The sequence below is a fragment of the Sporacetigenium mesophilum DSM 16796 genome, assembly GCF_059569055.1.
Map to the genome: position 1 here is coordinate 60,763 of NZ_JCANUR010000002.1, position 12,827 is coordinate 73,589.

Sequence of the window (12,827 nt, forward strand, 5' to 3'; positions counted from 1 at the left end):
ATTATGAAATCCTTGATTATATATTGTTCTGATTATAAGAATAATACTGAAAAAATTGCACAGATATTTGCAAAAGAAATCGATTCGGATCTAATAAATATAAGGGATTTCAGTGACATTGACATAGAAAATTACGATTTGATTGGGTTTGGTTCAGGAGTGTACAAAGAGAGAATGTCGCCGAAGATATTTAAACTAGTTGATAAATTAAATTTGAAAAATAAAAATGTTTTTGTGTTTTCAACTAGTGGAGTTGGCATGAAATTTTATAACAATAAGTTAATTAAATCTCTAGTATCGAAAGGCGCCATAAATAAGGGTAGTTTTGCATGTAAGGGTAGCTTTGTGGCTCGGGAATTTTCTGATAATAAAATTTTTGATATTCTAGGCAGATTATCACAGAGACATCCCAATGATAAAGATTTTAAAGAAGCAAAAAGGTTCGTTGAGAGGGTGTTGGAGTCCATTTAAACATGTGGCATTTACAAAAAAATAGATTAGAATTAAATAGAATTTAATTATGTTTTGTGATCCCTCAGACTATTGTTTGAGGGATTTTTGATATTTATAAAATTTTATAATTTCTAAGATAATTGTCTTGAGTATTAATATCATTACATAAGATTAAATATAGAGTTATTTAATGTTTATTAATATCAAAATCATTAAAGTATTAATTCTAAATTTTGTTTTAAATATTAGGGGTGAGTTCTATGAAAAAAGAACAAGAAATTCCAACAGAAGAGATATTAAAAGAACCTATAGAAGAGCATATAGAAAATCTAACAGAAGAGTCAGTAAAAGAAACTATAGAAGAAGACATAGAAACCCTAACAGAAGAAGTGACAAAAGAATCTATAGAAGAATATATAGAAACCTCAAAAGAAGAACTAGTAGAAAAGCCTATAGAAGATACTATAGATGAGCCCGTAAAAAAACAAATAAAAAATTATAGAAAAATAGCTATTGGGGTAGGGATTTCTATATGTACTTTACTTATTATATATTTTGGAATATCTATATACTTTACTAGTCATTTTAATTTTGGTACTAAAATCAATAATATTAACATATCGGGAAAAAATGTAGAGGATGCAAAGGAAGCTATGACATCTGCCCTTTCAGATTATACATTTAATCTTAAAGATCGAGAAGGTAAAGTTGAACAAATAAAAGCCACTGATATAAGCTTAAAGTATAATTCAGATGAAAAATTTATTGAGAAATTTAAAGATAAACAGAACCCTATTAACTGGATTCTAGAGTGTTTTAATAAAGAAAATACTGAAATGATAGTAGAATTTTCATATAATGAGAATCTATTAAAAAAACAAATAGATAAATTATCTTATTTCAATAGTAGTAATATAATTGAACCTAAAAATCCAAGTTTTGAGTATATAGATAATAGCTATACAATTGTAGATGGAGACCCTGGGAATAAGGTAGATAAAGATATTTTATATAGTAGTGTGGCTAATTTATTGCATAATGGTGAATTTGAAATAAACTTAGAATCATCAGGTTGCTATATAGAGCCAGAGTATAACTCAAAGTCAAAAAAGACTATAGAGGTTAGAGATACACTTAATAAATATGTATCTTCGAAAGTTGTATATACTTTTGGAGATAAGAAAGAAACTTTAGATGGTTCTATAATAAACAAGTGGCTTAAGGTTAATGAAAAATTTGAAGTTATAGTTGATGAAGAAAAAGTAAAAGATTATGTAGATGGACTTTCTAAAAATTACAATACAGTTGGAAAGATAAGAGATTTTGTAACATCGTCAGAGAAAAATATAAAAATTGATGGTGGAGATTATGGATGGAGTATTAATATAACTAAGGAAACACAAAATTTAATTTCAGCCATAAAAGAAGGTAAAACTATAACTAAAGAACCAGAATATAATAATACTGCATTTTCTCATGGGAAAAATGACATAGGAAACACCTATGTAGAAATAGACTTAACAAATCAACATATGTGGTTTTATAAAAATGGCTCCTTAATAGTACAAGGAGATATAGTTACAGGTAATGTAAGAGATAATAATGCAACTCCCCCAGGTGTATATATTTTAAAATATAAAGCGAGAAATGTTGTACTTAGAGGTCCTGGTTATGCTGCTCCTGTTACCTTTTGGATGCCATTTAATGGAGGTATAGGAATTCACGATGCCAGCTGGAGAAGTGTATTCGGAGGAAATATCTATAATACAAATGGTTCTCATGGTTGTATAAATTCACCATATAATGTAGCGAATGCTATATTCGATAATATTAAACCTGGTACTCCTGTTGTTTGTTATTAATAAGATTAATTAGTAATATTTAGACCCAATTGAATAAATATAAATAGATATAAACTATATTCCCTCGCTGAGGGAATTTTTGTTTTTGGATTAAAGTAAATACTTATATAATAATTTAAGTTTATTGAAATTACGTACTTATATTGATAAAATAAAAGGGAAACGTCAATATACAAAGGAGCAAATACAATGAACTTAAATTCAAATGAAAACATTTATAAAAATTTATTAAATATATTAAATAATGGGAAAAAAGCTGTTATGATTACAACTTCAAATTATAATGGTGAAAATAATGGGTACTCACGAAATGAAATATTACTTACAGAGGATGATTTATATACAAAATTAATGAATTTAGAAGAAGATTTACGCAAAAGGGCTTTGAATGTACTTGAAACAGGTAAATTGGAATTTATAAATAATCAGGATAAAGGGACTGTTATAATCGAACCATATTTCCCCGAACCTAAATTAATTGTTTTAGGTGGCGGACATATTTCAAAACCTTTAGTTGAGTTTGCTTCCAAGGTTGGGTTTTCTGTAACTGTTATAGATGATAGGCTTTCATTTGCAAATCCAAATAGGTTTCCAGATGCAGAAAATGTAATTTGTGAAAGCTTTGAAACATGCTTTGAAATGCTTAATATAAATAAGTCGTCTTTTGTTGTTATTGTAACTAGGGGTCATAGACATGATATGCTTTGCCTGAAACAAACACTTAAGTATGATACTGGTTATGTTGGTATGATAGGCTCAAAGAGACGTATTAAAATTACTAGGGAACAATTGCTAAATGAAGGATACTCTAAAGAACAATTAGATAAGGTTAATGCGCCTATAGGATTAGATATTAACGCAGTTTCTCCTGAAGAAATAGCTATATCAATACTAGCACAGCTTATTAGTTATAAAAGAAGTAAGAAGGTTAATTACTTAGAATTTGACAGCTCAATAATAGAAGAGTTATCAAAAGATATTAATGAACCAAGGGCTATGGCTACTATAGTTTTAACTAAAGGTTCAGTTCCAAGAAGAGCAGGAGCTAAAATGATTGTTTATCCTGATGGTAGAATTGTAGGAAGTATAGGTGGGGGATGTAGTGAAGGAGAAGTAATAAATACAGCTCGAGATATTATAAGAAATGGCGGATATAAAGTTCAAAAAGTTGATATGACAGGTTCTGTTGCTGAGGATGAAGGAATGGTGTGTGGAGGAATAATGGAAGTATTAATAGAAAAAATATAACAATAATTTACAGAGTGGTTAAACCACTCTTTTTTAAGAGATAAAATGTCGAAATTCATTGATTAAAGTCAGAAAATTGTATATAATTTTTTTATGAAGAGATGGTCAAAAAAGCATCTTAATTAGAAATCATACATTATATTATGAAAGTGAGGACTTTATAGTGAATCAAGGAAATCAAATTAAGGAGTGGTCTAATCCTACTCCAGCAGGGCTAGTTGCTTTGGCAGTAGCATGTTTCGGATTTTTTGCCCTATTATCTGGGAAAGTAACACATGATGCGTTGCCATTATTAGGTATCTGGTTATTAGGAGGATTTGTAGTACAACTTGTGGTTGCGCTAATTGATTTAAAAGGCGGAAATACAACAGGTGGAAACACATTTTTATTCTTTAGTGCCTTCTTTATGTTAGTAGGCGGTCTTGAAATGATTATGAAATTCCAAATGGCTACAAATAATATCGTACTTGATGCTCGTATTGATGGTTGGGCATGGTTAGTATTGACAATTGTAATATGGTTATGGACACCAGCATTTTTAAAAACGCCTTTTGTATTAAGTTTAATAGTTTTTGCATTAGATATAGCACTTCCATTTATTACTTTAATGGATTTAGGAATCTTATCAAAGAGTTTCGCAGTTATACCAGCTTGGTCGTTATTAATAGCAGGTATATTAGGTATTTATCTTTCTGCGGCTATGATAGTTAATACAGCTTTCGGAAAACCGGTATATCCTATGCCAGGTCCTATTATAAAAGATAAAAAAGTTGCTAATCAAGTTAAGAGCCCTGCAGCATAATTAAAGATTCACATTTAAAATAAATAATTTAAACCAAAACAGCAGGAGATTTCCTGCTGTTTTATTTTGCCATTAATGTAAGTTGTGTTGGTGTAAAAAGTTATTGAAAAAGATATTAGTATAAATAAGATTAGTGATATAATAAAGCACATAAGCAAATAAAGTCAGAGGTGAAATATGGTACATATAACATTAGATGATATATATAGTAATGCTTCAAAAGAGATTACAATAAATAAGGGTAAACAATATTGTAGTGAAGGAAGAGTCAAAATAAAAGATTTTGGTGAAAAAACTAATATAGTTAAGGCTATTGTTTCAGGTACATATGACTATGATGTAGAAGTCGAGTTTGACAAAAATGGTAAACTTGACTTTGCAGCCTGTGAGTGTCCTGCTTATAATGATCATAATGGTAACTGTAAACATATAGTAGCTACGATGTTTAAACTTTATGAAACTGGAAAGTCAAAAAGAGCTGAAAAGGTAAAAGAAGAGTATATTTCTAAGAATATATTAGAATTTTTTACATACAGAAAAAGTGAAGATCAAGTATTAGTTAATATGGAATATGATTACGAACTTAACTATGGAAGTAATGGTTTTTTAAGAGAAACCTACTTAAATCTTAAAATAGGAGAAAGTAAACTATATATTGTTAAAAACACAAAAAAGTTTATTGAAAGTATTATAAATAATGAACAGTTGTACTTTGGAAAGGAGTTCACGTTTGATCCAAGTATACATTATTTTACCGATGAAGATAAAAATATTATAGATTTATTGATAGAGATTTATGATATTGAAAACTCCTTAGATGAAATGTCATTTTCCCTTAGGAATCCAAGTCTTTTTAAAGGAAAAAAAGTATATCTTTCACAAGCGACAATTAAAAGATTTTTTGAGTTATCGAAAAATACAAAGTTAAATATTATTATTAATGAAAATAAATATAATGATATCGAAATTATAGAGGAAGATATAGATATTAAGTTTATACTAGCTGAAGAAAATAACGACTTTAAGCTAGAGATAAATACAGAAAATAATATTATACCTTTGGTAGAAGATGGGAGATATATTTTTTCTAATAATAAAGTTTATAAAATATCTAATAATCAAAGCCAAAACTTAAAACCATTCATTGAATCAATAGGCATTAAAAATAATAATTTTATTAGAATTCCTCAAAAACATAAAGAAAAATTTATTTCTTATGTCTATCCAGCAATAAAAAAAATAGGGAATATAAGTCTTAATAAGGAAGTGGAAGATACATTATATGATCCTGGATTAAAAATAAATATATTTTTAGATAAAATTAATGAGGGAATTGCTTCTAATGTAGAATTTGCATATGGCGATATTATAATAAATCCTTTTAAAAGAGAATATAGGAATGAAAGAAATAATAATAAAATAATTTTAAGAGATATAGAAAAGGAAAATGAGATACTTTCACATTTTGAAGATTCAGAGTTTAAAGTGGGTAATGAATATATATATTTAGACGACGACGATAAAATATTTGATTTTATATACAATAAACTTGATTTGCTAGGTAATATTTGTAATATATATTATTCTGATGATTTTAAAACATTAAAAATAAACAAATCTTATTCAATTTCAGGAGGGGTAAGATTAAAGCCTGAAAATAATCTATTAGAGTTCAAATTTTCAATTGAAGGAATGACGGATGAAGAATTAAAAGATGTATTTAAATCAATTAAGGAAAAGAAAAAATATCATAAGATGAAAAATGGAACATTTTTTTCTATTGAAAGTGATGAATTAAACAAACTACAAAAACTTGCAGATTACTTAGAAATAGATGATATGTCAAATGATAAGATAACTCTACCTAAATATAAGGCCTTGTATATCGATGAATATTTAAAAGAATGTAATATTAAAACAATAAAGAGAGATCTTATGTTCAAGGAATTAGTTCAGAACATAAGAGAGCCCGAAGATATTGAATATAATATTCCTATAAATATGGATAATATATTAAGAAACTACCAAAAACTTGGTTTTAAATGGTTGAAAACTCTTAATAATTATGGATTTGGAGGAATTTTGGCAGACGATATGGGTCTAGGTAAGACAATTCAAGTTTTATCATTCTTACTTTCAGAAAAAAATGAAAATGGAACACAACCATCATTGATAATTACTCCTACATCTCTTGTATACAATTGGTTGTCAGAAATTCAAAAATTCACACCAAATTTAAAGACTGTTATTATATCAGGTAATAAAGAAGAGCGAGAAGAATTAATAAATAGTATAAATGAATATGATGTTGTTATTACATCGTACCCCCTTATTAGAAGGGACGTAGACTTATACAATGACTTTGATTTTAGATTTTGTATATTAGATGAGGCTCAGCATATAAAAAATCCACTATCTAATAACGCAAAAAGTGTTAAGGAAATTAAAGCACAAAACTACTTTGCTCTTACAGGAACTCCTGTTGAAAATTCCTTAACAGAGTTATGGTCAATTTTCGATTTTATAATGCCGGGATTACTTTACTCACATAGTAAGTTTGTTAAGAAATTTGAAAAACCAATAGTTAAGGAACAAGATAAAGAATCATTAGAAGAATTGAGAAGATATATAAATCCATTTATACTTAGAAGATTAAAAAAGGATGTTTTACATGAACTTCCGGAAAAGATTGAAAGTGAAATAGTATCTCAACTTACAGACGATCAAAAGAAAATTTATCTAGCATATTTAAATAAGATAAAAGGTGAAATTAAAGAAGAAATAAATACTAATGGAATTGAAAAAAGTCATATCAAAATCCTTGCAGGGCTAACTAGATTAAGACAAATTTGTTGTCATCCATCTATGTTTATTGAAAATTACGAAGGTGAAAGTGGAAAATTACTACTATTAGAAGAGCTTATAAAAGAAAATATAGACGGCGGACATAGAATTTTAATATTTTCTCAGTTTACATCTATGTTAGGTATAATAAAAGATATGTTACTTGAAAATAACATTGATTATAAATACTTAGATGGCTCAACTAATATTAATGATAGAGGACGTTTGGTTAAGGAATTTAATGAGGGAGAAGGAGACGTATTTTTAATTTCTCTAAAGGCAGGAGGAACTGGTCTTAATTTAACAGGTGCTGATACTGTTATACATTTTGATCCTTGGTGGAATCCTGCTGTAGAAGAACAGGCTTCTGATAGGGCATATAGAATAGGACAAAAAAATACTGTTCATGTAATGAAGTTAATAACCAAAGATACGATAGAAGAAAAAATTTATGAATTACAACAGAGGAAAAAGAAATTAATTGATTCTATAATTAAGCCAGGAGAAACTATAATTTCTAAATTAAGTGAAGAAGAAATTAAATATATTTTTGATTTAGAATAAAAATAAAAAAGGTTATATTCTTCAAAGTTGAAGAATATAACCTTTTTATATTTGGGAAACCATAATTTCCATCTTATGAACTTGAGCAACGGACCTGTTTTTCAAGGTCGTTGGCGATATGAGTGTAACGAATTTTTAGTAGTTTCTTTTTAACATAGTATTTATAATATCTAAAAGTATATCTTTCGCTTCACATTCTGGAAGCTTATTTAATTGATTAAAAGCTTTTTGAGTATATAAGTTAGCTAAAGTTCTTGATTTTTCTATACCGCCATGTTCTTTTGCAAGATCTAAAATTCTCAGTATATCATCATCACTTATATCTTCTTTATATATAAGATTTCTTAATTCTCCACTCTTATCCTTTTGTAAGGCATAAATTAATGGAAGAGTATAAACACCTTCCTTTAAATCGCCTTTTATACTTTTTCCTAAAAGTTTTTCATCTCCAGTATAATCTAGAATGTCATCTATTATTTGAAAAGCCATACCGACATTATATCCTATTTTACCTAGAGCCTTAGCTTGTCTTTCTGGACAGTTACTTTCACTAGCACCTACATATAAACTTAATGCAAATAATGCTGCTGTTTTACCAGAAATAACCTTTAGGTATTTTTTTAGAGATATACTTTGAGAACGTCTTAAATAATACTGTCTAAGTTCTCCGACACATATACGTGAAATAGCATTAGAAATATTTTTCATATTTTCAGCTGTATGTTCGTTAGAAAGCATTGAAAAACATCTGCAAAATAAGAAATCTCCCATAAATACAGCATAATCCTTACCGTATTTAGATTGAATAGTTTTATTTCCTCTTCTTAAAGGAGAATCATCTACAATATCATCGTGAACTAACGTAGCCATATGAAGAAGTTCAATTACAGCAGCTAATGGATATAATCTATCTTTATCATACTGGCCGAATCGTCCACCTAATAAAAGAAAAGCAGGGCGAAGAAGCTTTCCTCCAGACTCAATTAGCTCTAAAAGGGGCTTTTCGATGTATTTTTCACTAGACTTTACGTTTTCTTTCATTATTTTTTGTACATCTTCTAATTCTTTTCTGATTATTGGATACTTGTTCCAAACGTTATTCATGAAATCACCCTTACTATATGATTTTTAAAACAAAAGCCCTTTCGAAACAAAGTAGTCTCGAAAGGACATAAATTTCTAATCTACATATAAATATGTTTTCTTAGCGAAGCCTGTTTTATTCCACCATTTTTTTATGAAAGGTAAAACATAGTAATCAAGTCCAAGTACACTTCCTGACCAACCTATTAATGCAACAGCACTGAATATGAACCATAACATTTCAGTTGGAGCCATACCTGAAGACCAAATCATTATACCCATTAATATAGATACAATTGCAGCTAGAGGAGTAAATAATCCAGCTATTAATAAAAGACCAACTACTATTTCAGCACAAACCATACCTGTTTGGAAAACTTGAGCTAATCCAGTAAATCCACCGTCTGGTGTATAGAAGAACATATCCATAGACCATTTTACCATATTTGCTATGAAATCTGGAACTGGTAATGCTGTTATAGCTTCAGCAGTTTTTGATGTAGCTTCTGCTGCTTGAGATGCACCTGAAGTAGCTGCAGCAGGTGAAGCTGGTATTAAGAATATATTACTTGGATCTGCCATAATTTTTGGAAGTTTAGCTAATCCTTCTGTTAACCATTTGTATCCAACGAAAAGTCTAAGTGGAACAAGCCAGAAAACAGGAGTAGCTTTTGATAAAAGTCCACCAACAAAACTTCTGTTATCTTTAACATGGAAAAATTCAAGCATAAGATAAGACCAACATTTATTAAATCCAGCTACTTGGAAGAAATAAACTAAATTTATAAAGTGCTTAACAAACATAGCTATGAATCCAGAGAATTCATACATCTTGCCAGGAGTTCCAATTTGAGCTACTCCGTATTTTCCACCTATACATACCATAGCACCATGGAATACAGGCTTATAAGATTTCTTTTCTCCGCCTGTAATGTCTGTTGCAAGGTTGTGTGCTATTAATCCAGATGAATGCTCAGCATTTTCAACCATTTGAGGTACTGGTCTTTGTTCTCCCTCTGGAATATAGAATATATTATCTCCAACAACATATACATTTTCATAATCTAATGATTGTAATTTATCGTTTGTAACAATTCTTTTTCTTCCTTCTTGTTTTAACTCAGTATTTCCTACTGTATCAGAACCTTCTACACCTGCTGCCCAGATTACTGTATGAGTAGGTATATTACGACCGCCCTTTAATATTGCATAATCTTTTCCTATTTCTGAAGTAGGAGAGCTTGTTATTATTTCAACACCTAGCTTTTCTAATCTTTTAACTGCTTTGTTAATAAGATTGTCTGGGAAAATAGGTAATATTTTAGGAGCCCCATCTACTGCATAAAGTTTTACTTCGCTTGGATCGATGTGGAAATCTGCGCATAGACGATCCTTGTATTCGCCTAATTCTCCAACCATTTCTATTCCAGTAAAACCAGATCCAACTACTACAAATGTAAGTAGAGCTTTTCTTTTTTCTGCATCTGGCTCAACCATCGCTTTTCTAAACATATTAAGTATATGTTCTTTTAGGTTAACAGCATCTTCAAAAGACCATAATGGGAAACTGTTTTCTTCAGCTCCGGGAACTCCCCAGTAAGTAGGTTTTGAACCTGTTCCGATTACAAGATGATCATATTTGTAAGAATTTTTATTAGACTTTAAAACTTGATTCTTGAAGTCCATCTCAGTTATTTCATCTAGTACAACGTTTACCTTTCTTCCAGCAAACACCTTTTTTAAATCAATTCTAATAGAATCTTCTGGTACTCTTGCTGCTGAAACCTCATGAAGCTCAGTTAACATTGTGTGATAAGCGTTCTTATCAATAAGTGTAATTTCAACAGAGCTATCGTTTTTGAACTTTTTAGCAAGCTTTTTAGCAGTTAATATACCGCCATATCCAGCTCCTAAGACAACAATTTTTTTCGTGTTATCCATTATAAATCCCCCTTCCGGTTATCTAAAAAAAATTAGTTATATTCGACAAAAAATGTCGATTTCTACTTATAATACCTGATACAATTATAACATGCATAAGTCGATATTTCAACTATGATGACGATATTAGTCATTAATTAAAAAAATATCAATCTTAATGGATTATTATCAATAAAAATAGACGATAAATGTCATTTAAAATCATGATAAACGTTTTTACTTTGTATATTGACGGCCAAATATACCTATGATATATTATAAATATAGTATAATTGTTAATAAAGTATTACTATTTTCGGATAAATTTACTATTTATTACGAAGATTAAATTGAGGGAGGAAAATTTTATGAAAATGAAAAAATTATTAGCTTTAGGAACTGCAGTTATGGTAGCTGGATCTTTAATGGTAGGATGTACAAGCACTAAGGAAGAGCCAAAGGAAGAAACAACAGAGCAAACAACTGAAGAAACTACTGAAACTGCAGAAACTGCAGAAGAAACATTCAAAGCAGAAAGCGAAGCTGATGATCGTGGATATAAAGGTGTAGTTGAAATAACTTATAAAGATGGAAAAATAGCAACAGTAGTATACAATGAAATAGGTAAAGATGGAAAAACTAAGAAAGAAGATGAAGGATACAACACTGAAATGAAAAAGGTATCTAAAGTAAGTGCTAAAGAAGCAGCAGAACAATTAGAAAAAGCTTTAGTAGAAACTCAAGATATAGAGAAAGTAGATACAGTTTCTGGAGCTACAGGTTCTTCAGAATTATTCAAAACTCTTGCTAAAGAAGCTATAGCACAAAAAAAATAAATTGAATATAAAAAGTAAATTTAAATGGCTTTAGAGATTTTTCTCTAAGGCCATTATTACTTCTATAAAGAAATAATAGATATATGATATAATATTTTTGATTATTTTAAAAAATATCTTTAGAAAAGTGAGGCATAAATATGCAAAAAATCAAAAGACAGATGAGCATCTTACTTGTTTTTGTATTATTAGTTTTAGGGCTTTCTGGTTGTGCAAAACAAGAAGAAACGTCAGGGTCATCAGAACCTATTGCAAAGACCGAATATTTACTTGGAACTGTAGTTACTATTACAATTTATGATTCAGTATCTGAAAAGGTATTAGACAAAGCATTAGATAGAATAAGAGAAATAGAAAATAAAATGAGCCTTAATATAGAAGGTAGTGAAGTAAATAAGATTAATGAAAAAGCAGGAATTGATTATGTTAAGGTTTCTGATGAAACTTATAATGTTATAGAAAGAGGTAATTACTATTCTAAGATATCAGATGAAAAGTTTGATATCACAGTTGGCCCTCTAGTTCAGTTATGGGACATTGCAGGAGAAAATCCTAGAGTACCTTCTAAAGAAGAAATTGAATCAGCAAAGTCTTTAATAAATCATGAGGATATTCTCTTTGATAAATCTAATAAAAAAATTAAGTTAAAAGAAAAAGGTATGAAAATTGACCTTGGAGGAATAGCAAAAGGGTATAGTGCAGATTCTGTTGCTGAGGTTTTAAGAGAAAATGGAGTAGAGCATGCTATTATAAATTTAGGTGGTAATATACTTACTATGGGAAGTAAGACAACTGGAGAACCATGGAAAATAGGTATTCAAAATCCTGATACTAGTAGAGGTGAATATATAGGAATAATAGGAGTAGAAGATAAGACCGTTGTAACTTCTGGTATATACGAAAGATTTTTTGAGCAAGATGGCAAAAAATATCATCATATTTTAAGTCCTTTTACAGGGTATCCTATTGAAAATTCTATAGCAGGAGTTTCTATTATTACGACAAAATCTATAGATGCCGATGGTTTATCTACTTCTTTATTTTCACTAGGCGTTGAAGAAGGTTTAAAAAAGGCTGAAACACTTGAAGATGTAGAAGTTGTATTTGTAACGAAAGATGATAAAGTATATATAACTTCTGGATTAAAAGATAATTTTGTTTTAACAGATACTAACTTTACATTAGCAAATTAAAACTAGATTGTGCATATAATAT

At 29.2% G+C, this 12,827-nt stretch carries 9 protein-coding genes; 7 read left to right on the plus strand and 2 right to left on the minus strand.

Annotation, left to right across the window (positions count from 1 at the left end; translation table 11 throughout):
• The first annotated feature begins 3 nt into the window (after positions 1-3).
• From BS62_RS03425 to BS62_RS03445, 5 genes are all read left to right on the plus strand, one after another.
• On the plus strand, positions 4-471 hold the full coding sequence (locus tag BS62_RS03425) for a flavodoxin family protein (protein WP_496489846.1): 468 nt from the start codon (positions 4-6) through the stop codon (positions 469-471).
• Positions 472-713: 242 nt separating this feature from the next.
• Positions 714-2,315, plus strand: coding sequence for a L,D-transpeptidase family protein (locus tag BS62_RS03430; protein WP_496489847.1), 1,602 nt, complete (start codon positions 714-716; stop codon positions 2,313-2,315).
• A 189-nt stretch (positions 2,316-2,504) separates the two neighbouring features.
• Positions 2,505-3,563, plus strand: coding sequence for an XdhC family protein (locus BS62_RS03435; RefSeq protein WP_496489848.1), 1,059 nt, complete (start codon positions 2,505-2,507; stop codon positions 3,561-3,563).
• 163 nt (positions 3,564-3,726) lie between these two features.
• Entirely contained in the window at positions 3,727-4,365 is a 639-nt protein-coding gene (locus tag BS62_RS03440; RefSeq protein ID WP_496489849.1) for an acetate uptake transporter family protein, read from the plus strand.
• Positions 4,366-4,542: 177 nt separating this feature from the next.
• Positions 4,543-7,773 (plus strand): SNF2 helicase associated domain-containing protein, encoded by a 3,231-nt coding sequence (locus tag BS62_RS03445; RefSeq protein ID WP_496489850.1) that lies wholly within the window; start codon positions 4,543-4,545, stop codon positions 7,771-7,773.
• Positions 7,774-7,908: 135 nt separating this feature from the next.
• Here the strand turns inward: BS62_RS03445 and BS62_RS03450 are convergent, their stop codons facing one another.
• The gene (locus BS62_RS03450; protein WP_496489851.1) at positions 7,909-8,877 is read right to left on the minus strand and encodes a polyprenyl synthetase family protein; all 969 of its coding nucleotides are present in this window, start codon (positions 8,875-8,877) and stop codon (positions 7,909-7,911) included.
• 75 nt (positions 8,878-8,952) lie between these two features.
• Positions 8,953-10,797: an FAD-dependent oxidoreductase gene (locus BS62_RS03455; RefSeq protein ID WP_496489852.1), complete on the minus strand. Its 1,845-nt coding sequence runs from the start codon at positions 10,795-10,797 to the stop codon at positions 8,953-8,955.
• A gap of 347 nt (positions 10,798-11,144) precedes the next feature.
• Between BS62_RS03455 and BS62_RS03460 the strand changes: the two genes are divergently transcribed.
• Together BS62_RS03460 and BS62_RS03465 are read left to right on the plus strand one after the other, a co-directional pair.
• A complete protein-coding gene (locus BS62_RS03460; RefSeq protein WP_496489853.1) occupies positions 11,145-11,612 on the plus strand; it encodes an FMN-binding protein in 468 nt (155 codons plus the stop codon).
• A gap of 140 nt (positions 11,613-11,752) precedes the next feature.
• The gene (locus BS62_RS03465) at positions 11,753-12,805 is read left to right on the plus strand and encodes an FAD:protein FMN transferase (protein ID WP_496489854.1); all 1,053 of its coding nucleotides are present in this window, start codon (positions 11,753-11,755) and stop codon (positions 12,803-12,805) included.
• The last annotated feature ends 22 nt before the right edge of the window (positions 12,806-12,827 follow it).

Bases quoted from the DNA above. Each gene is read 5' to 3' on its own strand.
- BS62_RS03425 (WP_496489846.1), top strand. From the start codon at position 4: ATGAAATCCTTGATTATATATTGTTCTGATTATAAGAATAATACTGAA.
- BS62_RS03430 (WP_496489847.1), top strand. From the start codon at position 714: ATGAAAAAAGAACAAGAAATTCCAACAGAAGAGATATTAAAAGAACCT.
- BS62_RS03435 (WP_496489848.1), top strand. From the start codon at position 2,505: ATGAACTTAAATTCAAATGAAAACATTTATAAAAATTTATTAAATATA.
- BS62_RS03445 (WP_496489850.1), top strand. From the start codon at position 4,543: ATGGTACATATAACATTAGATGATATATATAGTAATGCTTCAAAAGAG.
- BS62_RS03450 (WP_496489851.1), bottom strand. From the start codon at position 8,877: ATGAATAACGTTTGGAACAAGTATCCAATAATCAGAAAAGAATTAGAA.
- BS62_RS03455 (WP_496489852.1), bottom strand. From the start codon at position 10,797: ATGGATAACACGAAAAAAATTGTTGTCTTAGGAGCTGGATATGGCGGT.
- BS62_RS03460 (WP_496489853.1), top strand. From the start codon at position 11,145: ATGAAAATGAAAAAATTATTAGCTTTAGGAACTGCAGTTATGGTAGCT.
- BS62_RS03465 (WP_496489854.1), top strand. From the start codon at position 11,753: ATGCAAAAAATCAAAAGACAGATGAGCATCTTACTTGTTTTTGTATTA.